The following is a 20,901-nucleotide window of genomic DNA, read 5'->3' as shown; positions in this document are numbered from 1 at the left end:
CAACATTCGAGCTGGGATATCAACGCTTCATCTGATAAATCAACATTCGAGCTGGGATATCAACGCTTCATCTGATAAATCAACATTCGAGCTGGTATATCAACGTTTCATCTGATAAATCAACATTCGAGCTAGGATATCAACGTTTCATCTGATAAATCAACATTCGAGCTGGGATATCAACGCTTCATCCAATAAATCAACATTCGAGCTGAGATATCTAATTGTCCTCCCAATTTTGGAACATCTTCCTAGTCAAAAATTAATCGTTTATTTTGGATTGGGACGAACGAATCTTGTGGGTAATCATCTTTAAGTGGTGCTAAATAATGTCTGCCTTTATTTTTCCCGGAACAATTCAGCCCCATTGAATTTAGTAAAGTATACGTCACACTACCAGAGTTTATTTGTAGAAGTTCCTTACATTTTTTGTTGGTAATCATTCGGTTATGAAGTAGAAAGTAATCAAAGAGGATCTGTTTGTGGGCATCTTTATTTGTTGCAAGGCATTCCTTACAAAGCCAGGCCCGATGGGAACGAATCATTGGAGAACGCTGACAAGCAGGACAAGTAACCCCTTTAACCAAATGCCGATCGGTTAATTGGAACTGATTTAATAATTGAGGTTGTAATGGAATTTGCATCTTTAAAAGAGTTTGATAAATCTTATTTAGTGCTGATTTGCTTGTTACCTCTTTTTTATATCGTTCCCTCATTTTATTCAAATAAATTGGAAGGCTATCAGCATGGATAATTTTATCATATACTTCCTTCATTCCCTGATTACTCTTGATAATTGTACGCGGGTCACTAATTACCACCAGATAATCAATTGGAATTTCATAAATTTGCATCACTTGTAGCAATGCCTCCAAGTTATCTTTTTGGGCCTCTGCCTGATAAATTGGGTTTCGATATCCTTTCTTCTCATCACCAATAGTTTGAATAAACTGCTGGAAATTGGAATCATACTCAACTGTTCCTTTATAATTTTTTATTTCTAAAATGCAGATAAAATACTGGCTGAGAATTAAGGTGTCAATTTGAAAGTGATGAGAGCCATTTTTAAGACGGATACCCTGAATAACAAGTGTGTCCTTAAATGGGTAAAGAGAAAGTTTGTAATCAACATTCTTCTCTCCAATATACCCGGAAACTTCGGATAGATATTTTCCGCGTATGAATTCGTTATCCCTATGCTTGGGTAATAACCTTCGAAACAATGCCTCATAAGTTAACACGGAATACGGCTTTTTTCTAAAAGTCAAGTACAATAAAAGTCACTCCTTATTTTGTTGTATAGTTATAATTCAACATGATTTAAAAAAATCCTTTAAAAAAATAAAGGAATAGTAACAATCAATCCCAGACATCAACGCTCAATCCCGGATATCAACACTCGCCCCGATAAATCAACGTTCAAATCCGGATATCAACACTCGCCCCGATAAATCAACAATCAATCCCAGATATCAACACTCGCTCCGATAAATCAACGCTCAATTCCGGATTAAAGTTACAGGTGAGATCTGATTCAAATAAAACGTAATATTTCATAACTCTTGATAAGTCCTGTCTCAATTAGTCGAAAAATCACGCGTAATTTTTGTTTATTTGCATTAATTTTAGACATTTTGTGGTAAAATATAATATTAGTAGCATTGTGTTCGTTGACAAATGTGAGATAGTAATTGTGAACAGGGAGGATCTAAATTAATGTTTTCTCGTGATATTGGAATTGACCTTGGAACTGCCAATGTTTTAATTCATGTAAAAGGTAAAGGAATTGTATTAAATGAACCATCTGTTGTGGCGATGGATAAGACTACTGGAAAAGTTTTAGAAGTAGGCGAATCCGCGTGGCGCATGGTTGGACGTACACCAGGTAATATTGAAGCCATTCGTCCATTGAAAGATGGGGTTATTGCTGACTTTGATGTAACAGAAGCGATGTTAAAGCATTTTATAAATAAGATTAATGTTCGTGGATTTTTATCAAAACCAAGAATGTTGATTTGTTGTCCGACTAATATTACAAAGGTTGAGCAAAAAGCTATAAGAGAGGCTGCCGAGAAATCAGGCGGTAAAAAGATATACTTAGAAGAGGAACCAAAAGTAGCAGCAATCGGTGCGGGGATGGAAATTTTCCAACCCAGTGGAAATATGGTTGTTGATATCGGTGGGGGAACGACAGATATAGCTGTTCTTTCAATGGGTGATATTGTAACGGCAGAGTCAATCAAAATGGCTGGCGATAAATTTGACGCGGAAATTCTCCAATACATAAAGAAGCATTATAAATTGCTTATTGGAGAACGTACAGCTGAACAAATTAAAATTAATGTGGCGACTGTTTTCGAGAATTCACGTAAAGAAGAAATGGATATTCGTGGACGTGACATGGTGAGCGGTTTGCCACGTACGATTACGGTTTATTCAGATGAAATATCTAGTGCGCTTAAGGAATCAGCTAATCTAATTACGCAAGGTGCAAAGCGAGTGTTGGAACGTACACCGCCTGAATTATCTGCGGATATTATTGATCGCGGGATTATTTTGACCGGTGGTGGAGCGTTGATCCATGGCATAGACCAATTGCTAGCCGAAGAATTAAAAGTACCTGTATTTTTATCAGACGAGCCGATGAATTGCGTTGCAAGAGGAACAGGGATTATGCTTGAAAACATTGATAAAATTGAACGTAAGAGAGCTTTGTAATTTTTTAAAAAAGTATCTAAACACTTTTTAAATAGAAGTCTTTCTATATAGATATACTCGCTTTTCCAATCTATTAAGGGGGTTGAACGTTTTGTTACGAGGATTTTATACTGCCGCAAGTGGAATGATTGCACAGCAACGTCGTCAGGAAGCATTGGCAAATAATATTTCTAATGTAAATACGCCAGGCTATAAAGCGGATCAGCCTACATTACGTGCATTTCCTGAAATGTTGATGAAACAAATGGGGGGGACTGAGCTTCCAACCGAGCGTGGCTTTAACGTACCTGGAAATTATTCGATTGGAACATTGAACACAGGCGTTTATGTACAGGAAAACGTGCCAAAGTTTATCCAAGGTGATATTCGTGAAACAGGAATATCGACTGATATGGCTTTAATTAATGGCGTTTTACCAGATGAAACTGGAGCATTGTTCTTCTCCGTACAAAATGAAGCAGGTGAGCAGCGCTATACCAGAAATGGTAATTTCACCGTTGATGGACAAGGTTTTTTAGTTGCGAATCAAGGATATTATGTACTGGATCAAGCTGGTAATCGAATCCAAACAAATGGACTTGACTTTACGGTAACTCAAGACGGAAATGTTCAGGTAGATGGGCAAAATATACCCTTAGGAATTGCGTATACGCCAGATGCCAATCAAATGGCAAAAGAGGGAAATGGATTGTTCACTGGTGATGCAGGTGCAGCTCCTGCCGGGACAACATATACCATTCAGCAGGGTTTTTTAGAGCGGTCTAATGTGGATTCACTTCAAGCAATGACACAAATGATGGAGTCATATCGTATGTTTGAAACGAATCAACGCGTCTTAAAAGCATATGATGAGAGTATGGGAAAAGCGGTTAACGAGGTCGGACGACTAGGCTAGGAGGGCTTTCATGTCAAGAACCATGATACAGGCAGCAGTTACGATGAATCAGCTGCAGAATAAACTCGATTTGATTGGTAACAATTTGGCAAATAGCCAAACAACCGGCTATAAGAGTCGCCAAGCAGATTTTTCTTCCTTATTGTTCCAGCAAATTAACAACATGAAAGATCCTGCAAATGCTGAAGGCCGTCTAACACCTGATGGATTGCGGATTGGAACGGGTGCTAAACTCGGTTCAACTAACATAAATCTGTCGTTAGGTGCAATAACGGAAACCGGCCGAGGACTCGATACAGCGCTTCTTGAAAAAAATCATCTTTTCCAAATTCAGGTGACTGAAAATGGAGTTGCCGAAACGCGTTATACCAGATCGGGTGCATTTTACCTTTCACCAGTAAACAACAATCAAGCTGTCATGTTGACGACAAATGACGGGAACCCTGTGATTGGAGAAAATGGTCCAATCGTTATTCCTGCTGGGTTTGAGTCTATATCAATTCGTGACAATGGCCAAATTGTTGTGAAGCGTGGAAATGAAACGCAAGAAGCTGGTAGATTTTCGATTGTTGAAACAGTTCGCCCGAGATTACTGGAAGCAACTGGACAAAATGCATTTCGCTTACCAGATCTTCAGGAATTGGGTTATAATCAGAATGAGATTATTCAAGCGACTAATCCAAATGATACACTGTTAAAAAGTGGGGCATTGGAACGGTCGAATGTAGATATATCAAAGGAAATGACGGACTTAATTAAAACGCAGCGTTCGTATCAATTTAATGCCAAGACTATTTCAATGAGCGATCAAATGATGGGTCTTGTAAATCAATTACGGTAACTAATTTAGTGTGAATTTTTCAAGCAGGTAAGGAGAAACAAACCATGTCAAATAGCCAACCAGAAGTAAAAACTGAAGAGAGAAAAACAAGACGTTCCAAGGCGTGGACTAAGCTGGTGGACAGCTTGAAAAAGCTATCTACGGAACTGAAGAAGAAAATTCCAAAGAAGAAAACTAAGCTAAAAGGAATATCTTCAGGGAAAACTACTCGGAGTCGTCAAAAGGCGATGCAAGAAGAAGAATTATCCTCAGAAACTATGACACGTAAGCAACAAAAAGCAAAACAAAAGGCTGAAAAGAAGCAAAATAAAAAGCCTAGGCGTCGTGCTTTTCCTATCTGGTTACGGATTATAGTAGTTCTTCTTTTATGTGCAATAGCGCTCGTTGTGGGTGCTATCGTTGGTTACGGCATAATTGGAAGTGGTAAACCAAGTGATGCACTTGACATGGATACCTGGCGCCATATAATTGAAATAGTAACGAAAAAAGAATAGATAAAAAGCATGGCTAATTTGTAGCCATGCTTCTTTAAATTAACTTAATCTCCTTTTCTGCCTGTAACCATTCGATAAATGAAGACAATTAAGGCTATAACTAGTAATATATGGATCAGTCCACCAGCAATTTCAAAAAGAAATCCAAAAGCCCAAAGAATTAACAAGATAATTAATATTGTCCAAAGCATATAAGTTCTCCTTTCTATTCACGAATAGTTGTTTTCAACTGACAAAGTCAAACATATTTTTGCTATAATACGTATTAGGTACTACTTAACATGTCCACTTTTTACATAAAAAAACATGAAGGAGCGCTAATCATGGATATACAAGAAATCAAAGAGACCATCCCACATCGTTATCCCTTTTTATTAGTTGATAAGGTAACGGAAGTCGAGGTTGGTAAAAGTGTTACTGGACTAAAAAATGTGAGCATCAATGAACCGTTTTTCCAAGGCCATTTTCCCGATTATCCTGTAATGCCAGGTGTACTTATTCTTGAAGCGCTTGCTCAGGTTGGTGCAATAGCGGTACTTGGCATTGAAGAAAATAAAGGGAAAATTGGTTTCCTTGCTGGGATTGATAAATGTCGTTTTAAACGTCAGGTTAAGCCTGGCGACCAGCTTAAGCTCGAAGTTGAAATTGTTAGAATCAAAGGGCCGATTGGAAAAGGAAAAGCCATCGCAACGGTTGATGGAGAAATCGCTTGTGAAGCTGAAATAATGTTTGCGATAAAGTAATAAGTTGATTTGGGAGTGACCTGCTTTTTCATATGAATTTGTAATCGAATTTATATGTTAAATAGCAAGGAGGTCTACTGTTGATGGTGAGGGAATTCACTCCCTTTCGCGGAAAGCAAGCACATTTCCATCCAAAATCAACTAACGATTTACGTCACAATTAATTGAGCATTTCCCGAATAGGAATTTGCTCTTTTTTTGTGTGCCAATTTGTAATGGTTTTTGCACCTCAATTGCAAACGTTCAATAATTACTTCTTGTAAAGTAAGGTACATTTTCGGTTGTAAATTACCTTACAAAACGCAACTAACCTTTATTATGACAATATAAAAAGAACATCAAATTGCTCTGTAATTCAATGCTCAATTTGCTTTACATTCTTACTGTTTGTACTCCAAAACTGAACTACTTAGTTTTTTCCGGGTTGCTCTTTTTTAAATGTGAAATCTGCTGTCAGTAGTTAACCTGAAATATTTCTTCAAAAAAGTAGTATTACATTTTGATTTATGGTTAAGCTAATGGCGAAAGTGACATTTAAAGGAGGAAATACAATGAAAAAGGAACTTTTAATAAAGTTAGGTGCACCAGTTTTAGCGTTAACCCTTGTAACAGCATGTGGAACGAATGAGGAAGACCCAGCTAACGAGGAAGCTCCACTTAATCAAGAAGAAAACAATGGCGAAGGTGGCACTGGTACTGATGGTGGCACGAATGGCAATGGCGAAGGTGGCACTGATGGTGGCATGAATGGCAATGGCGAAGGTGGCACCGGCACTGATGGTGGCATGAATGGTAATGGCGAAGGTGGCACCGGTACAGGTGATGATGGAATGGTTGAAGAGGAAGAAAACAAGTAATGAATCACTTTTACCATCAAAAATGACAGGACCCTAATAAGAGTCCTGTCATTTTTTTATGTTACTAAGCCTGTACGTCGACCACTTTTCCAAGCGATGGATGTGGAGCTTGGACACCACTTGTTTTAAGCATATCCAATAGCTGTTGGTTTTGTTGCTCCATGACACCCATCGATTTGTTCATGATCGAAAGTCCTGCGCCAGCTTGAACTTGCTGGTTCGCCATGACGACAGATAGCGCGGCAATATCCATGATGATACCTCCAAAGTTCTATCTTTTAAGGGTAGTATACCATAAAATTTACCAAATCCACCAACTATGCTGCAGTTAGCCTATTAATTCGTTACTTTCTTTTTTGAAGAAGCAGTTTTACTACTACTGTTACCGGTTTTTGATTCGTCCTTTTTTGCATTGTTGGTTGTTGCAGAAGTTTTTTTGTCTGACTTTCCTGATGATAATTTATTACTTGCTGCTGGTTTTTTCTTAGGAGTTAATTTTTCCGATTCGCTTGATTGAGGCGACTCTTCTTTATTATCATCTTCACTTTCTGAAACTTCGGCTTTGTCAGCTTCTACTTCATCATCAGGCTCTTCTTGTTCTGATTCATTTCCCTGGGCTTCATCCAGTTCAGTTGACTGTAACTCCGATTCTTCTTGATCTTCTTCCGCATCTTCGTCTTTATCCTTGCGCTTAAATTTATTCGCTAGTTTTTTTGACTTTTCTGAGGTGCTGGTTTTAAGATCACCAAATTTTGTTTTGGTACTGTCACTTAATTCAACTGTTTTATCTTTTGCGCTTGTAACTTGCTCTGAAATATTGCCACGCAGCTCTTTACCTGATTTTGGTGCAAGTAAAAGGGATGTTACAGAACCTAGAACTCCACTAACAACGCTTGCTGTAATGACGTTCTTGTTATTCTTTACTACATTTTTCGCTGCTTTCTTCTGTGCTTTCTTTTTTAATTCTGCCATGATTTATTTCCTCCTTGAATTTAATAATACATTTATTTCAACCGATTCCCATCTGCCATTTTTTGTTCGAGGGCATCGAGTCGTTTTTGAAGTTGTTGGTTTTCTTCTTTCAGTTTATCTTGATCCTGCAAGGCGGATTGTGAATTTAGAAATGGGTCAGTTTCCCACCAATCCATCCCAATTTCTTTTGCCTTGTCAACGGATGCGATAATGAGGCGAATCTTGATAGATAATAACTCAACATCCGCAATTCCAACTCGAATGTCACCTGCAATAACAACACCTTTATCTAAAACGGTTTCTAAAACGTCCACAAGGTTACTTGAGTTGGTTGATTGTTCGATAGGCATTGTTTTCCCTCCTTAAAGCTTTTTAAAACATCTAAAGTAAATTCCCTAACGGGCCAAGGTCGATATTCAAATCTTCATCTGTTAGCTTAAAAATTTCTTTTAGTTCATCCATTTTTGTTTCTAAGTTCATGAGGGAGACACCGAGCTGTTCTATTTCGCTTTCTGTCAGTGTTCCGCCATCAACACGTTGTAGTGCTTGTCGTTCTACTAGTTCACGTAAAAGCTCAATTACAGTTAATACGAGTTGGGCGAGTCCCTGTTCAGCTTTCTCTGGATCAAGGTTAATCCGGCCACTTTTTGTTGGTTTGTGTTCAAGATTTGTTGATGACACGGTCTAACGCCTCCTCTTCTTGTTTAAATCGTTTTGATGATAATTGTTCAGCTGTTTCGCGATTTGATTGGACGAGTGTTTCAACAGACGAGATAAGAATTCGCAAATCTAAGTACACCAAATCTATGCCTGCAATAGAGAGGATGAGATCCCCCTTAATGGCTACTCCCTTGTCTAACACAACATCTAAAATATCAATAAGGGCAACATCTTTATTTTCATAAGCTTTTCGTTCTGACATGTCAATCCCTCACCTTAACTTATATTGGCAAAGTGGTAGGCAGGCCATGGACCAGTTAACTCAAGGATCCAGCCAGATTTTCCCCACTTTTCTTTAAGCGTTTTTATTTTGGAAAGGAATTCTTCAACAGTATCTAATTCAAGTAGATACACGCTATTCCAGCACATTTCTTCTGTTCTGCCAGTCACGTCCTTATTCCAATTTTTCTTTACCTCATTCGCAATACTAAATTTCTTCAATTCCCCGTGGAGGCTAATAGAAAATGAGTCCTTTTCTTTATCTGTTTCCTGATCAATTAACTGATCGAGCTTTTTTTTCTCTAAATACTGCCTACCAGGGGATAGTTTTTCTATTTCCTTTTTCTTTTCATTTATAGTTAAATTGTGCGCAAGCATGGATTCTCGAAGTTGGTTGTTGTCACAATATATTTTCAGGTTCCATTCTTCTTTATCTGTTAAATAGTCAAGTGATGCTGCCAATCTTTCTTTTGGCTCATCTAACTTATTGATTAAGCTGGATTCGTTTTGATAAATCGTGCAAAACTTCATCGGAATGACGGTATACTTCTCGTGAAGTTGCATCAGCATTTCATGATGATGGAATGCCTTTTCTTGAAGCCATTCCACACGATTCATTTTTTCTTCCAGTGCCTTTTCACTGTATTCAGTCTGATCAACATGACAGACAACAGCCTCCACATCCCCAATAGTAATGGTGTATATTGCGTTATTTTTATCGATTCCATTTACCAGTGGGAGGGGCTGGTTTAGTACTTCTTTAGTAGTTATAATTCCGTATAAATAAATTAAGTTTGCCATCATAACTTCCTCGCTTTATTCGCGCTTTGTAAGTTCATTCCATTGATCCATTTCGCGTTTTTTAGCAATTTCATAGCGGACCAATAGTTCATCTTCCTGTTCCTTATATGCTTCTTCACTTATTTCTTCTAACTCATACATCATTTGTAAGTGAATCAATTTCTTTTGAATGTGTTCCAAATCGAAAAACTCTTTATCCACTTCTTCTTGTACCTTTTCTCCAATTTTTACAACAAGATTCATTGGGGATGTGAAGAGTTTTTGAATCATGAAGGTTCCTCCACCTTTAGTTTAATATTGATGAAATTATACGCTGGCCATGGACCGGTATATTTAAAATCCACCTTATCCATCCACTTATCATGAATGGCATTTACCTTTTGATCAAAAGCTTCCTCTTGACCGCGGTCAATGAGGTATGCTGCATTTAACAACATTTTTTCGCCAATCGGATCGTTGACCTGTGCCGCTTCTGTTAATGGCGTTAACTCCTCATGAATATCTGTTTTCACATCATCCTGTAGCTTACGGAAAAACTTCTGAGCCATCTCACCTAGTTGAATACGGTCAAAGTATCCTGCTGCTTCAGACTTACCGTGAACTACTTTCTTTTGTTCTACTACTTCATCGCTTTTATGAATTTCTTTTTCCAGCCAGTCTTTTTTACCAACGACTTTTAAGCCTACTTCGATTTTTCCTTTCACTTGTGGAAATAATTGCTGGAGTTGTGGATATAAACTCTCAAGTAATGCAACCACGTCTTCTTTGGAGTTGAAAACATTCCCAAAGCTAATCGGGATCACGGTATTCATTTTTTCCATTACAGTTGAAATAACGTTCTGGTGCATCATTAAGTTATCCTTTTTAGGATGATAAATTTTCATTGGGACATCTGCCACGATCATAGCAGCATCCTTATAATGAATTGTGTAGGTTTCTTGTATTTCTTCATCAAATTGGACCGTCCCAAATGATAAATCAGTCTGGTCCGTTTGTATCCCACAAAACACGTATATGCCCGTTTTCGTTTCCATGTTATCACCTTACTTTATTTTTTTGAATTCCGTATATAGTTTCGTAACCAATCGATCGTCGATTCTATCACTGCAAGCCTGCAATGGGAACCAAACGATATCAAAACATAAGTCCCAAAATTCGTCATTTGATCCACTGATTGGGATTTCATAGCGTTTCGCCATTTCGGCAATCATGATTGATGCTCGTAAACTGGGACCATTTCCATCCTGTTTAGCTGAGCACAAATTTCTAACGCGTGACACAAATTCAACAACAGCTACTGCCTCAGCTTCGGTTACTTGCGTTTTACTCGTGACGGCTCTGATTTCAGACGATTCGTCCATCTGATCAAGTGGCAGGGTAATCATTCTGTCTAGCAGTGCATCCTGCGATCTGAAAACGCCTGCGTATTCAGCTGGATTACTTGTGAAAATAACCGTAAAGTCCGGATGGACATTAACATACGAATTTTTTCGTTTTGTTCCATATAACGGTAATATTCGTTCTTCTAGAATAGGAAGAAAGATATTATTCGTCTCAGGCTTTGACCTGGTAAATTCGTCGTAAATAAGTGTATATCCGTTTTTGACGGCTTCTAGCAGCCTGCCATCCACCCATGATTCTGTTACATTTTCTTCTGTCTTGTGAACGGTTCGTACAAAATTATCTTTTACCTTGTTACTCTTGTAACCTGTAAATGCACCAATCAAATCTCTATTAGATAGATCTTTGTTTCCATTAAGCAACATCACAGGGCGCTTGCGTTGGTTGGCAATATGCAGGGCCAGAGTTGTTTTCCCGATACCTGATTCACCAGTGAAGTGAATGGGATAACCTGATGAGAGATAGCGTAGGGAACGCTTTATCAAACCCTTGTAATAGGAAGATTGTTTATAAAGTTCATTATTCATTTCTTTTTGTGGTTGCTGATTCTTTTCCTTTGTTTGAGCCATATTGAATCCTCCAGACTAGCTAAGCTTGTTCTTCAAGTACACTGCGATAGCGTAAACTGATACGAGAAAAGCCTGTAACACTGTTCTCATCATCGAGAAAGACCTCGTATAACCCAACCATTTGATCATGGGCATACTTTTTCATGTAATCTTTTTCCTCAATTACTTCAACTAACACACGCCATCCGCTTTCATCATGCTTTTTAACGGAAATGATTTTGTGTGGTGGTGCGATATATTCATTAAAAAAATCTTTTACTTCATCCATAATGTGCATTATGTGTCACTCACCTTTACGAGAATTAAATGGGTTCAGAGCCAGAGTTGCCTGGCTCTGAACTATTATCCAAGTACTATGCATTTGCTGTTTCTTCGTCATACCCAATACTGTTTGAGCGTGCAGATAAGCGATCAGCAAGACCATCTTCCTCTACATCATCACGTAATAGCCCTACAGCTTCCGCATAACGTAACCATGTATCGACACTTGCAATAACAACACGTGCTTCAATTGTGATTAACTCAATACCAACTACAGACACACGAGCAAATGCATCAATAACGATACCTTTGTCCAAAATTCTGTCGATAACCTCTGCTAAACTTGAACTATCTGTTGATTTTTGTATAGCCATTTAATATGCTCCTCTCCACCTATTGAAAAGCCCTATTTTATATCTGAAGCATGTCGGATATCTTTTGGGCCTTTTATTTTATTGGAACTTTTGATCTCCGTCGAACTCTTGATGTCAGTGGCGCCTTTAATATTTTCCACGCCGGAAATTTTATCATCAGAACTCGTTTTGTTCTTTAGTTTCTCTTGAAAAGATTCACCAGCATCCTTCACGCCAGCAATCTTTTCACGAAGCTTTAGTAATGTGACCTGCGCCTTCTCCTGAACTTTTTCTGCGTTGGCATGGACCATCGTTGCATTTTCTTCTTTCTTCTTTTGTAAATTTCCTGCCGCATCCTTCACTTTCGATTGGATGCCTTCTTTGAACTTTTTTTGTGCTTGTTCCGCCATTTCCTGCTTGGCTTCTTTTTTTGCCGCTTCTTTTAGTTCAGTAGGATCGTCTGCACGTTTCATAACGTTTTTCACACGCTTTCTAACCTTAGGAACTAAAAGAGTGGAGGCAGCTAATGCTGTGAAACCACTTGCAAAAACTGTAGCGCCTTGATGTTCTTTTAATTTCTTGGGTGCATTCATACGTCCCCCCCTTTGGAAGAAACCCCTTGATTAGTGAAATGTAACGCGTGATTTTTCACTTGAGGCGACCCGTTTAAAATTATTTACCCTGATATGTGAAAGAAAAACTGACCAATTTGTACCGCTTGGGATAATTTGGCTGGATTATGTTAAAAGTCAGTTTAGAAGTCACGTAAAAAACCTGACAAATCAGTTGTCAATCCAATATTGTTACAAGTAAGACAAACAGATTATAGTTTAATTACTCCTGAAATATGGATTTTTTAGACAAAATTAAAAGAATATATAGATAATAGTCATTTTACATAGTACAATAGTCTTATATTAAATTTGCGAGGTGCGCCATGACAGCAGTTTTTATGATTAAACAATCAACAAAAGCGATTATAGCGAAAGATTCAATTTATTATCGATCACTGATTTTGGAAGGGAAAAATGAGTATCAATCACTACATAGACCAGAACAAATTATTGATGATTCATGTTTAATGTATGGATCGACGCTGGCAGGTAGGCGTACATCTGCAAAAAATGCCCTGAAAATAACCAGTAAAATTCCAGTACCCGTGATACCAGAAAAAGGGATATATATGCTGCCAACTGCATCGACGAAAAGTAAAGAGTGTGTTTGGCTGGCTTATTACCATATCGACTTTTATGAAAAGCGAGAGGGTAAAACGTTCGTCGGATTTATGGACGGAAGCGGGCTGTATGTAAACGCATCGGAAAGTACGTTGGATATGCAGTACAAACGAGCAAGTCAGCTGATAGTAAAGCTTAATCGGTCCATATTGTTCGGGCGAAGAGCTAATCCTTTCTATCCAAATAGTCCAAATTAAAACACCGCCCGAATAGCGGTTTTTTATGTGCGCTAAAAATTAGCAGTGCCTAATGCAACGTCTGAAGTATGTTAGAAAAGATTCACAAATCATTTTTTGTACTTGTGGCACACTAACAGGTAGAATTAAACGGTCTACAAATTCATCAATTATGAATCTTTTTTACTCATACAGCCGTATAGAATATAGCAATCTTCATACATAATTAATGGAAAGTGAGAGGAACTTTACATATGAAACAATTACGCATTATGCTGACAGCACTAATTCTAATTTCCGTACTTGCCGCTTGTAATCAAGACGACGAAAAAAGTGCCAAGAAAAAAGATACCGTAACACCAGTTGAAACGACAACCGTTACAAAAGGGGACTTAGTGGTGAGCCGTTCTATTTATGGAAGGACGGCTCCGTCCAGCACATCACCAATCATGCTTCAGGCGCCTGGTAAGATCACGTCACTTGAAGTCCAGAATGGTGATAAAGTGGAAGAAGATGATGTAATCGCAGTAATTCAGTCAGCACAGGGGACACAAACCATTTACGCACAAACAGCTGGTCAAATTGCCCAGCTTCAAGGCGAAGAAGGTACAATTGCAACCAATCAGGAGCCACTTGCCGTAATCGTTGATTTAGAAGAATTAATACTAAATTTAACCGTCACTGCAGAAGCGACATCCTTATTTGAACAAGGCAAAAAATATCCAGTCGTACTTAACGAAACCGATATCGATGCAGAAATCACGTCGATTGGTACGTTGCCAAACGAAGTGGGTCTGTATCCCATAGAAGCGAAAATCACAAAAGAAGACGATAACCTTCTACCAGGAATGGTTGCAGAAATGAACGTTCCGGAAAATACGATTCAAGACTCGTTAATCATACCAACAGAAGCGGTTGTTGAAGAAAGTGACCAATCATTTATTTATATCATTCAAGACGGAAAAGCGATTGAAAAAAATATTGAAATAATCGAGACACAATCAGATAAAACAGCCTTTAAAGGTGACGTGGAACCGGATGATCAAGTTGTAACAAGAGGTCAACTGATGCTATCTGATGGGGCTAAGGTCAACGTTGTGAAAGAGGGGTAATGCATTTTGAAGTTAGTAAATACATCTGTTAAACGTCCGGTTGGCGTCATTATGATCGTGCTTGCAATTCTTGCGCTAGGTGTCGTTTCCCTTCGAAGTCTAACCATTGACCTCTTCCCGGAAATTGAACTGCCTATTGCGGTTGTAGCAACTACATACGAAGACGCCGCACCGCAGGAGGTAGAAAATTTAATAAGTCGACCAATCGAATCTGCTATCAGTTCTGTTGAAGGGGTTGAAACGATTCAATCCCAGTCACAATCCGGTTCGTCGTTAGTCATCATGATGTTTAGTAATGGCGTCGATTTAGACCAATCCCTGATTGATGTCAGGGAAAAAATTGATCAAGTCAAAGGCTTTCTACCAGAAGGCGCGGACGATCCAAGTGTGTTACGGTTCAGCCCGGATCAGCTACCAGTTATGTGGGTTGGTCTAACAGGGAAGGACCCTGCAGCATTAACAGCTGTTGCAGATGATCAAATCGTGCCATACCTGGAACGTCAAGGCGGTGTAGCATCTGTCACGGTTGAAGGGGGAAAAGAGCGCGAAATCCAGCTCATTCTAGATCAAGCAAAAATGCGTCAATACGGGGTGTCAGCACAAACACTTGTCCAATCACTGAACAGTACGAATCAATCGGCATCAGCTGGAGCTGTCGATAAAGGAAGTCAGGATTTACAAATACGGATTACTGGTGAACTCGAGTCCGTTGAAGACATTAGACAAACGATTGTTCAGACGGAGTCAGGTGCAACGATTCATATTGCTGACGTCGCTGAGGTGAAAGATACATTCCAAAAGTCAAATTCCTTAACCTTAGTGAACGGCGAACCATCAATCGTATTATCTGTCATGAAGAAGTCTGATGGGAATACGGTTGACGTCGCAACAAACATTAAAGGTGGGATATCCGAACTGAATAAAGAACTGCCATCAGACGTAAATTTAGATGTCATCATCGATACATCTGAGTTCATCGAAATGTCGATCAGTTCAGTTGTTCAAAATATCATCATTGGAGGAATCATATCCTTCTTTGTTTTACTCTTATTTTTGAAAAGTTTACGCGCAACAATCGTTATCGGATTATCCATTCCAATCGCGATTATCGCGACGTTTACCCTAATGTATTTTACGGGCGAAACATTAAATGTTCTAACGCTTGGCGGGTTGGCGCTTGGAATTGGAATGATGGTCGACAGCTCGATTGTCATATTGGAAAATATATACGCATACAGGCAAAAGGGATATAGCTTATTTGAATCGGCAACAAAAGGAGCGTCCGAGCTAGCACCAGCAGTTATCGCGTCAACTACCACAACACTGGTCGTATTTCTGCCAATTGTTTACGTAGAGGGCATCGCATCCGATTTATTTACGCCACTGGCACTAGCAGTTTCCTTTTCACTCATCGCTTCATTAGTTGTGTCAGTGACGCTAGTACCAATGCTTTCGTCAAAGTTACTATCCAAAGCAATGGAGGATAAAGGACGTCGCTATTGGTTTGACCGCTTGATGGACCGCGTTTATGCTGGCTATCGCAGTGTATTAAAATGGGTACTCAAGCACCGGAAGACAACCGTTGCAGGAACGTTCCTCGCGATTGTTGCGAGTCTTGCATTGTTTCCATTAATAGGAGCGGAATTTATTCCGTCATCAGACCAAGGGCAAATTGAAATTCGTGTGGAAACGGAGCCAGGAAGCTCGCTCGAGCACACAGGAACGATTGTAGAGAAAACAAATGAGAAACTAACTGACTATCAGGATGTTATGGAAACGAGCTATGTGAGTGTTGGCGGGGGAGGATTTGACCCAACGAGCACCAGTGTGAATACAGGAACATACACCATTCAATTAATTCCTTCAACCGACAGGGAAAAAACGACAACCGACATCGTGCAGGAAATGGATAAAGATCTGCAATCGATTGTTGGAGCGGAGATTACCGTTAGTGCCGTTGGAGGAGGACTGGGGACAGGTGATCCTGTTCAAATTCAATTAAAAGGTCCAGAGCATGAAGTATTAGCTGATTTATCGAATCAAGTGGTAAACGTTATTTCCGAAGTGGATGGCGTATACAACCCAGAGTCTTCCGCATCTGAAGGTGTACCACAAATGAACTTACTTATTAATGAAGACAAAGCGGCAACTTATGGACTGACTGAGCAACAAATAATTGGCCAAGTGCAATTACAATTTACTGGTCAGGTTGCAACCCAGTTCCGTGAAAGTGGAAATGAAATGAATGTCGTCCTCATTTATCCAGAAGACAAACGCAGTACGATAAATGATTTGCATGATATGAAAATTCAATCACCAACTGGAACGTCCATACCACTTGAAACGGTAGCGCAATTTGAAGAAGTGCAAGGACCAGTCACATTGCTTCGTGAAAATCAACAAGCACAAATGAATGTAACAAGCGAAGTAGTTGATCGTGACCTGGCAAGTGTTGTCGATGACATCGAATCAAATTTAGAGAAACTAAGTTTACCAGAAGGATATAGCTATGAGATAGGCGGTCAAGCGCAGGACATGGCCGAATCATTCCGGGACCTATCCATTGCCTTGATATTCTCGATATTCCTAGTATACGCAGTCATGGCCGTGCAATTTGAGAACTTCCTATTTCCATTAATCATCATGTTCTCTATGCCAGCAACTGTCGTCGGAGTCATGGTTGGCTTATTTATCACAGGTTTACCATTGAGTATTCCAGCCTTCATCGGAATCATCATGCTCGCCGGGATAGTCGTTAACAATTCAATTGTGTTGGTCGACTATATCAATATTTTACGGCGAAAAGGTGTCGATCGTTACGAAGCGATTCTGGAAGCAGGACCAAGTCGTCTGCGCCCAATACTCATGACAACATTAACGACAGTCTTAGCAATGATCCCACTAGCATTAGCACTGGGAGAAGGTGCAGAAACACAGCAACCACTTGCGGTAACAATTATATTCGGACTCGGAATTTCAAGCATCTTTACACTACTGTTAATTCCAGTCGTTTATACACTGCTAGATGATTTAACAGCAAAAATAACGAGGCGGAGAAAGAGGCGGTAAACCTTTTTGGTTGTTCACGCGTTCAGCTGTAAGGAAGTTGATCGTCATTGCAGGAAAGTCGATCGTCAGCACGAGGAAGTTGATCGTCATTGCAGGAAAGTCGATCGGCAGCACGAGGAAGTTGATCCACAGCCCGAGGAAGTCGATCGGCACCACGAGGAAGTTGATCGTCATTGCAGGAAAGTTGATCCACAGCCCGAAAAAGTCGATCGACAAAACAACTACATTTTACACATGCCCATACAGGGAATATAATTTATCCTATACAGGAAGATGAACGGAGGAACAGTTATGTCAATAGCACGAGTTATGAGGCTAGTCACGGGAGGATTTGAAGCCTTTCTAGCCATTCCATTAATCGGTGGTCTATTTATCATGAGCCAAGCGTATGTCCCGTTGGTAGTCATGTTTGTCCTACACATCATCACATTAATGTTATCCAAAAACGACAACAGCCCAACGGTAGGAAGTATCATTGGTATTGTTACATCGCTCATTGCATGGATTCCGTTCGTTGGAATCACAATGCACATCATATCAGCGATTACACTACTTATTACAGGCGCGATATCTGATAAAAGAACCGATTAACCTTGAGAACCCGGGCAAACCAGCCTGGTTCTTTTCATGTCTGGACGTATTATATTTTTTTCGTACGTTTTTTGCTATTACTCCCAATCCAATAGGAGTCTTTGATATAATAAAGATAGTGTAATAAGGCTTTTTCATGGGTGGTGGCTCACTCCCTTCTATATAGAAAGGGGGTGATGCGATATGACAGCTTTCGAAACTATTCTCCTAATGATTTCATTTGGAACTCTAATTGTTGCGATACTGTCAAGTCAAAAAAAATAACCACCCTATGAGCACTGGTTAGCAATTAGGGTGATTGTTTTCACTTCTAGTTGTGAGCCGCCCCTTTGAAGGGCTGTTACACGAAGACTGAATGGTGTTAGCGCACCGTTCAGTCTTTATTATTGTATTACTTTCTACTTACAGTATACCTTATTTTGACTATTTGTTAAACACCTTTACATGAAGGACCGTTCTATTATTATGGATAATCTGAAAAAGTTGCGATCCTATTTAGTTGGTTTATTAGGATACTATTCTTTTTCCGCGCGCTTCTCATCAATAATTACCCATCCCCAAAAAAGGCTATGAGCTAAGAGGGGAATTACAGCAGGAATAAGGTATGATTCATTTGAACCATAAGTTACTGATAATAGTAGTAATAGTAAAGCTGGGACATGAACAATGAGAAACTTTCTTAATTTTTTTCGGTTCTTTTGATCCACCTTGATTCCCCCTCCTTTAGTAAGTTAAAGTCACACTACATTAATAACCATTAGTTGGGCAACTTCATTACGATTATTTTAACACATCGGAATGAGCGTTGATATTCTGGATCGAAAAGGAACGTTAAGTCGAATCTCTTACTGATAAAATTATACATAGAAAGTAACCATTCAAAGGGATAGCTCACATATTAGAAGTAAATCACCAAAATAATCCCCCTAAATTGCTTGGCGATATGGTGGTTATTTTTTCGATTTACAGAATAGAAACAATCAGACCTCCAAAGGAAATCATAATCACCACAAAAAACCAACTCGCCGCATAATGCACGTCGGTTTTCTAAGATTCCAAACGCTTCATCACTTGTTTTTTGATAATCTGATTTGCCACCTCTGAAAACATCAATCCAATCGCGATTCCACCAGATAACAGCATAACCTTCGCAGACAATTGTACTGCTGTATAATAATCATTCTCCACAAAGTTTCGCATTGCATCATACGCAATCCCGCCAGGTACAAGGGGGATAATCCCTGATACGATAAACACAATAATGGGCGTTTTAAAGATGCGTGCACAGATTTGGCTTAGTACCGCAACCAACATCGAAGCAAAGACTGTTGCTGGAACTACATCCATTCCACCGTCAGCAAGCATGTAATATAAAATCCATCCGAACATCCCAACTAAGCCACACTGAATCAACGATTTCCTCGGTGCGTTAAATAACACACCAAACCCTGCTGCAGCAACGAAACTAGTTGCAAGCTGTGCAATAATCATGACCAACACTCCTTCCGGAAAACTTATATAAATGCAAATGCAACTGCAATTCCTGCACCAATCGCAAATGCGGTAAGAACAGCTTCGACACCTTTTGAAACACCAGCAACCAAGTGACCTGCCATTAAGTCACGTACCGCATTCGTAATATGCAAACCAGGAACAAGCGGCATCACTGCACCAATGATAATTTTATCCATTTCGACGCCCATCCCACTGATTATGAATAAAATTGCCAAAATCCCAATTACGAAGGACGCACTAAACTCTGAGATGAAGCGGATTTCTACTAACCGATCAAAGCCCAGCATTACAGCATAACCGATTCCACCTGCTACTAAAGATGGCATAAAGTCCACCCACGTGCCACCAAACATAATGGTAAAACACCCAGCAACAAAAGCTGCAGCAACAATTTGAATCCAGCCTGCAAATGCAATTTTAGCCTGATCCACTTCCTCTAACAGTAGCAATGCTTCGGATAGAACCAGTTCATCACCAGTCAATTTCCTGGAAATGCTATTAACTTCCGCTATTTTATGTAAGTCTGTCGATCGAGTTGAGATTCGAATGAAGTTCGTCTTTTCCACACGATCAACGGAAAAAATGATACCAGTTGGCGTCGCGTAACTCTGCGCATTCGATAACCCGTAAGATACTGCAATCCGGTTCATCGTATCCTCCACGCGATACGTTTCCGCACCACTTTCCAGCATGATTTTCCCGGCAAGCATGCAGACTTTCGCAATGGAAACGTCCATATTCATACGACATACCACCTTTCCATAAAAAAATCCGTTCAACCATTACTATTTCATTATTATATCGGGTTACCTGCTCGAATGAAAGGAAATTAAAAAAGTGCCCCTACAGAAGTAGCAGCACGAGTTTAGCTAGTGTTCATATAAAATTGTTTGGGCAATACCGATAAAATATTCCGACTCATCGATTATGTGATTGATAACTGTTTTGGCCATTTGGTTATCCACCACCACCTTGCTTTCCAACTTTATTTTACGGCAAAATTGGATGAACGCTACACTCTCCTGCAAACAAAATGAAGCCAACTCCAACACCTGCTGTGACAGTTGCGGAGAAATCTGGTTCTTGCTCCGAATCACAGACTCAATAAATCGCGTCACATGCTGTTTCGTTGTTATTAAAACGTCTTCCCAACGCTTCAAACCCTCCACAAAATCTTTTTCCAAATCAGGCAATAACTCCCGAATCACTACGGTATGCTCCGCTTCCTGCTCTTTCCAAAACTCCGACTCATCCAGCACACGCAATGGCCACTGATTCCCATAATAATATTGCAACCCTGCCCAACCCCTTATATGAAAAAGTTCACATCTATAATAGGTATGAAGGAAGTACCATTTT

General features: G+C 39.5%; 30 protein-coding genes. 12 read left to right on the top strand and 18 right to left on the bottom strand.

All coding sequences use genetic code 11. The annotated features are described in order from the left end of the window. Positions 1 to 251 precede the first annotated feature (251 nt). Positions 252 to 1,274 (bottom strand): nuclease-related domain-containing protein, encoded by a 1,023-nt coding sequence (locus AC3G7N_RS14295; protein ID WP_489422845.1) that lies wholly within the window; start codon positions 1,272 to 1,274, stop codon positions 252 to 254. A gap of 442 nt (positions 1,275 to 1,716) precedes the next feature. On the opposite strand from AC3G7N_RS14295, the gene AC3G7N_RS14290 reads away from it, so the two are divergent. The 4 genes from AC3G7N_RS14290 (at position 1,717) to AC3G7N_RS14275 (ending at position 4,948) form a co-directional block, all read left to right on the top strand. Further along, the gene (locus AC3G7N_RS14290) at positions 1,717 to 2,718 is read left to right on the top strand and encodes a rod shape-determining protein (RefSeq protein WP_489422844.1); all 1,002 of its coding nucleotides are present in this window, start codon (positions 1,717 to 1,719) and stop codon (positions 2,716 to 2,718) included. Positions 2,719 to 2,809: 91 nt separating this feature from the next. Further along, entirely contained in the window at positions 2,810 to 3,613 is an 804-nt protein-coding gene (locus AC3G7N_RS14285) for a flagellar hook-basal body protein (protein WP_489422843.1), read from the top strand. A gap of 10 nt (positions 3,614 to 3,623) precedes the next feature. After that, positions 3,624 to 4,454, top strand: coding sequence for a flagellar hook-basal body protein (locus AC3G7N_RS14280; protein ID WP_489422842.1), 831 nt, complete (start codon positions 3,624 to 3,626; stop codon positions 4,452 to 4,454). 44 nt (positions 4,455 to 4,498) lie between these two features. After that, positions 4,499 to 4,948: a DNA-directed RNA polymerase subunit beta gene (locus tag AC3G7N_RS14275; RefSeq protein WP_489422841.1), complete on the top strand. Its 450-nt coding sequence runs from the start codon at positions 4,499 to 4,501 to the stop codon at positions 4,946 to 4,948. 44 nt (positions 4,949 to 4,992) lie between these two features. On the opposite strand, the gene AC3G7N_RS14270 is transcribed toward AC3G7N_RS14275, so the two are convergent. After that, positions 4,993 to 5,139: a lmo0937 family membrane protein gene (locus AC3G7N_RS14270; RefSeq protein WP_152640095.1), complete on the bottom strand. Its 147-nt coding sequence runs from the start codon at positions 5,137 to 5,139 to the stop codon at positions 4,993 to 4,995. Positions 5,140 to 5,271: 132 nt separating this feature from the next. Between AC3G7N_RS14270 and fabZ the strand changes: the two genes are divergently transcribed. After that, positions 5,272 to 5,691, top strand: a complete 420-nt coding sequence (gene fabZ, locus AC3G7N_RS14265; RefSeq protein WP_489422840.1) for a 3-hydroxyacyl-ACP dehydratase FabZ — start codon at positions 5,272 to 5,274, stop codon at positions 5,689 to 5,691. A gap of 551 nt (positions 5,692 to 6,242) precedes the next feature. Then, positions 6,243 to 6,548 carry a hypothetical protein gene (locus tag AC3G7N_RS14260; protein WP_489422839.1) on the top strand — a complete coding sequence of 102 codons (306 nt, stop codon included), beginning with the start codon at positions 6,243 to 6,245 and terminating at the stop codon, positions 6,546 to 6,548. Positions 6,549 to 6,612: 64 nt separating this feature from the next. Here AC3G7N_RS14260 and AC3G7N_RS14255 read toward each other — a convergent pair whose 3' ends face one another. The 12 genes from AC3G7N_RS14255 to gvpQ form a co-directional block, all read right to left on the bottom strand. Then, positions 6,613 to 6,801, bottom strand: coding sequence for a YjfB family protein (locus AC3G7N_RS14255; RefSeq protein WP_489422838.1), 189 nt, complete (start codon positions 6,799 to 6,801; stop codon positions 6,613 to 6,615). Between the two features lie 83 nt (positions 6,802 to 6,884). Beyond that, a complete protein-coding gene (locus tag AC3G7N_RS14250) occupies positions 6,885 to 7,520 on the bottom strand; it encodes a YtxH domain-containing protein (protein WP_489422837.1) in 636 nt (211 codons plus the stop codon). 32 nt (positions 7,521 to 7,552) lie between these two features. Then, entirely contained in the window at positions 7,553 to 7,870 is a 318-nt protein-coding gene (locus AC3G7N_RS14245; RefSeq protein ID WP_489422836.1) for a gas vesicle protein, read from the bottom strand. 31 nt (positions 7,871 to 7,901) lie between these two features. Further along, the gene (locus AC3G7N_RS14240) at positions 7,902 to 8,201 is read right to left on the bottom strand and encodes a gas vesicle protein K (protein WP_489422835.1); all 300 of its coding nucleotides are present in this window, start codon (positions 8,199 to 8,201) and stop codon (positions 7,902 to 7,904) included. Next, positions 8,182 to 8,442, bottom strand: a complete 261-nt coding sequence (locus tag AC3G7N_RS14235) for a gas vesicle protein (protein WP_489422834.1) — start codon at positions 8,440 to 8,442, stop codon at positions 8,182 to 8,184. Before AC3G7N_RS14235 ends, AC3G7N_RS14240 begins: the two co-directional genes overlap by 20 nt. Positions 8,443 to 8,456: 14 nt before the next feature. Continuing rightward, a complete protein-coding gene (locus tag AC3G7N_RS14230) occupies positions 8,457 to 9,260 on the bottom strand; it encodes a GvpL/GvpF family gas vesicle protein (protein ID WP_489422833.1) in 804 nt (267 codons plus the stop codon). Between the two features lie 15 nt (positions 9,261 to 9,275). Beyond that, complete coding sequence (locus AC3G7N_RS14225) at positions 9,276 to 9,530, bottom strand: gas vesicle protein GvpG (protein WP_489422832.1); 255 nt, start codon at positions 9,528 to 9,530, stop codon at positions 9,276 to 9,278. Further along, positions 9,527 to 10,294, bottom strand: a complete 768-nt coding sequence (locus AC3G7N_RS14220; RefSeq protein ID WP_489422831.1) for a GvpL/GvpF family gas vesicle protein — start codon at positions 10,292 to 10,294, stop codon at positions 9,527 to 9,529. Before AC3G7N_RS14220 ends, AC3G7N_RS14225 begins: the two co-directional genes overlap by 4 nt. A gap of 9 nt (positions 10,295 to 10,303) precedes the next feature. Further along, the gene (gene gvpN, locus AC3G7N_RS14215) at positions 10,304 to 11,230 is read right to left on the bottom strand and encodes a gas vesicle protein GvpN (RefSeq protein WP_489422830.1); all 927 of its coding nucleotides are present in this window, start codon (positions 11,228 to 11,230) and stop codon (positions 10,304 to 10,306) included. Between the two features lie 19 nt (positions 11,231 to 11,249). After that, positions 11,250 to 11,507 (bottom strand): gas vesicle protein GvpO, encoded by a 258-nt coding sequence (gene gvpO, locus AC3G7N_RS14210; RefSeq protein ID WP_489422829.1) that lies wholly within the window; start codon positions 11,505 to 11,507, stop codon positions 11,250 to 11,252. A gap of 76 nt (positions 11,508 to 11,583) precedes the next feature. Then, the gene (gvpA, locus tag AC3G7N_RS14205; protein ID WP_489422828.1) at positions 11,584 to 11,865 is read right to left on the bottom strand and encodes a gas vesicle structural protein GvpA; all 282 of its coding nucleotides are present in this window, start codon (positions 11,863 to 11,865) and stop codon (positions 11,584 to 11,586) included. A 32-nt stretch (positions 11,866 to 11,897) separates the two neighbouring features. Next, positions 11,898 to 12,437 (bottom strand): gas vesicle protein GvpQ, encoded by a 540-nt coding sequence (gene gvpQ / locus AC3G7N_RS14200; protein WP_489422827.1) that lies wholly within the window; start codon positions 12,435 to 12,437, stop codon positions 11,898 to 11,900. A gap of 344 nt (positions 12,438 to 12,781) precedes the next feature. Between gvpQ and AC3G7N_RS14195 the strand changes: the two genes are divergently transcribed. From AC3G7N_RS14195 to AC3G7N_RS14170, 6 genes are all read left to right on the top strand, one after another. Then, complete coding sequence (locus AC3G7N_RS14195) at positions 12,782 to 13,276, top strand: competence protein ComK (RefSeq protein WP_489422826.1); 495 nt, start codon at positions 12,782 to 12,784, stop codon at positions 13,274 to 13,276. 233 nt (positions 13,277 to 13,509) lie between these two features. Next, the gene (locus AC3G7N_RS14190) at positions 13,510 to 14,367 is read left to right on the top strand and encodes an efflux RND transporter periplasmic adaptor subunit (RefSeq protein ID WP_489422825.1); all 858 of its coding nucleotides are present in this window, start codon (positions 13,510 to 13,512) and stop codon (positions 14,365 to 14,367) included. A gap of 6 nt (positions 14,368 to 14,373) precedes the next feature. Then, positions 14,374 to 17,436 carry an efflux RND transporter permease subunit gene (locus tag AC3G7N_RS14185; protein ID WP_489422824.1) on the top strand — a complete coding sequence of 1,021 codons (3,063 nt, stop codon included), beginning with the start codon at positions 14,374 to 14,376 and terminating at the stop codon, positions 17,434 to 17,436. Between the two features lie 6 nt (positions 17,437 to 17,442). Beyond that, complete coding sequence (locus tag AC3G7N_RS14180; protein ID WP_489422823.1) at positions 17,443 to 17,691, top strand: hypothetical protein; 249 nt, start codon at positions 17,443 to 17,445, stop codon at positions 17,689 to 17,691. A 36-nt stretch (positions 17,692 to 17,727) separates the two neighbouring features. Beyond that, positions 17,728 to 18,027 carry a hypothetical protein gene (locus tag AC3G7N_RS14175; RefSeq protein ID WP_489422822.1) on the top strand — a complete coding sequence of 100 codons (300 nt, stop codon included), beginning with the start codon at positions 17,728 to 17,730 and terminating at the stop codon, positions 18,025 to 18,027. Between the two features lie 183 nt (positions 18,028 to 18,210). After that, positions 18,211 to 18,291 carry a putative holin-like toxin gene (locus AC3G7N_RS14170; protein WP_489422846.1) on the top strand — a complete coding sequence of 27 codons (81 nt, stop codon included), beginning with the start codon at positions 18,211 to 18,213 and terminating at the stop codon, positions 18,289 to 18,291. Positions 18,292 to 18,542: 251 nt separating this feature from the next. Here AC3G7N_RS14170 and AC3G7N_RS14165 read toward each other — a convergent pair whose 3' ends face one another. The 4 genes from AC3G7N_RS14165 to AC3G7N_RS14150 all read right to left on the bottom strand — a co-directional run bounded on the left by AC3G7N_RS14165 (position 18,543) and on the right by AC3G7N_RS14150 (position 20,837). Then, complete coding sequence (locus tag AC3G7N_RS14165) at positions 18,543 to 18,734, bottom strand: hypothetical protein (protein ID WP_489422821.1); 192 nt, start codon at positions 18,732 to 18,734, stop codon at positions 18,543 to 18,545. A 340-nt stretch (positions 18,735 to 19,074) separates the two neighbouring features. After that, the gene (locus AC3G7N_RS14160) at positions 19,075 to 19,518 is read right to left on the bottom strand and encodes a threonine/serine exporter family protein (protein ID WP_489422820.1); all 444 of its coding nucleotides are present in this window, start codon (positions 19,516 to 19,518) and stop codon (positions 19,075 to 19,077) included. Positions 19,519 to 19,541: 23 nt separating this feature from the next. Then, positions 19,542 to 20,285 (bottom strand): threonine/serine exporter family protein, encoded by a 744-nt coding sequence (locus AC3G7N_RS14155; protein ID WP_489422819.1) that lies wholly within the window; start codon positions 20,283 to 20,285, stop codon positions 19,542 to 19,544. A 126-nt stretch (positions 20,286 to 20,411) separates the two neighbouring features. Further along, positions 20,412 to 20,837, bottom strand: a complete 426-nt coding sequence (locus AC3G7N_RS14150) for a DUF2935 domain-containing protein (protein WP_489422818.1) — start codon at positions 20,835 to 20,837, stop codon at positions 20,412 to 20,414. Positions 20,838 to 20,901 lie beyond the last annotated feature (64 nt).

The organism is Virgibacillus carmonensis (assembly GCF_057836705.1).
Note: the sequence above shows the minus strand (reverse complement) of the source record. Positions and strands in the feature narration are given on the sequence as shown.

Bases quoted from the DNA above. Each gene is read 5' to 3' on its own strand.
- AC3G7N_RS14235 (WP_489422834.1), bottom strand. From the start codon at position 8,442: ATGTCAGAACGAAAAGCTTATGAAAATAAAGATGTTGCCCTTATTGAT.
- gvpN (WP_489422830.1), bottom strand. From the start codon at position 11,230: ATGGCTCAAACAAAGGAAAAGAATCAGCAACCACAAAAAGAAATGAAT.
- fabZ (WP_489422840.1), top strand. From the start codon at position 5,272: ATGGATATACAAGAAATCAAAGAGACCATCCCACATCGTTATCCCTTT.
- AC3G7N_RS14290 (WP_489422844.1), top strand. From the start codon at position 1,717: ATGTTTTCTCGTGATATTGGAATTGACCTTGGAACTGCCAATGTTTTA.
- gvpO (WP_489422829.1), bottom strand. From the start codon at position 11,507: ATGCACATTATGGATGAAGTAAAAGATTTTTTTAATGAATATATCGCA.
- AC3G7N_RS14175 (WP_489422822.1), top strand. From the start codon at position 17,728: ATGTCAATAGCACGAGTTATGAGGCTAGTCACGGGAGGATTTGAAGCC.
- AC3G7N_RS14280 (WP_489422842.1), top strand. From the start codon at position 3,624: ATGTCAAGAACCATGATACAGGCAGCAGTTACGATGAATCAGCTGCAG.
- AC3G7N_RS14260 (WP_489422839.1), top strand. From the start codon at position 6,243: ATGAAAAAGGAACTTTTAATAAAGTTAGGTGCACCAGTTTTAGCGTTA.
- AC3G7N_RS14275 (WP_489422841.1), top strand. From the start codon at position 4,499: ATGTCAAATAGCCAACCAGAAGTAAAAACTGAAGAGAGAAAAACAAGA.
- AC3G7N_RS14270 (WP_152640095.1), bottom strand. From the start codon at position 5,139: ATGCTTTGGACAATATTAATTATCTTGTTAATTCTTTGGGCTTTTGGA.
- gvpQ (WP_489422827.1), bottom strand. From the start codon at position 12,437: ATGAATGCACCCAAGAAATTAAAAGAACATCAAGGCGCTACAGTTTTT.
- AC3G7N_RS14155 (WP_489422819.1), bottom strand. From the start codon at position 20,285: ATGAATATGGACGTTTCCATTGCGAAAGTCTGCATGCTTGCCGGGAAA.
- AC3G7N_RS14225 (WP_489422832.1), bottom strand. From the start codon at position 9,530: ATGATTCAAAAACTCTTCACATCCCCAATGAATCTTGTTGTAAAAATT.
- AC3G7N_RS14170 (WP_489422846.1), top strand. From the start codon at position 18,211: ATGACAGCTTTCGAAACTATTCTCCTAATGATTTCATTTGGAACTCTA.
- AC3G7N_RS14230 (WP_489422833.1), bottom strand. From the start codon at position 9,260: ATGGCAAACTTAATTTATTTATACGGAATTATAACTACTAAAGAAGTA.
- AC3G7N_RS14250 (WP_489422837.1), bottom strand. From the start codon at position 7,520: ATGGCAGAATTAAAAAAGAAAGCACAGAAGAAAGCAGCGAAAAATGTA.
- AC3G7N_RS14255 (WP_489422838.1), bottom strand. From the start codon at position 6,801: ATGGATATTGCCGCGCTATCTGTCGTCATGGCGAACCAGCAAGTTCAA.
- AC3G7N_RS14160 (WP_489422820.1), bottom strand. From the start codon at position 19,518: ATGATTATTGCACAGCTTGCAACTAGTTTCGTTGCTGCAGCAGGGTTT.
- AC3G7N_RS14220 (WP_489422831.1), bottom strand. From the start codon at position 10,294: ATGGAAACGAAAACGGGCATATACGTGTTTTGTGGGATACAAACGGAC.
- AC3G7N_RS14245 (WP_489422836.1), bottom strand. From the start codon at position 7,870: ATGCCTATCGAACAATCAACCAACTCAAGTAACCTTGTGGACGTTTTA.
- AC3G7N_RS14195 (WP_489422826.1), top strand. From the start codon at position 12,782: ATGACAGCAGTTTTTATGATTAAACAATCAACAAAAGCGATTATAGCG.
- AC3G7N_RS14190 (WP_489422825.1), top strand. From the start codon at position 13,510: ATGAAACAATTACGCATTATGCTGACAGCACTAATTCTAATTTCCGTA.
- gvpA (WP_489422828.1), bottom strand. From the start codon at position 11,865: ATGGCTATACAAAAATCAACAGATAGTTCAAGTTTAGCAGAGGTTATC.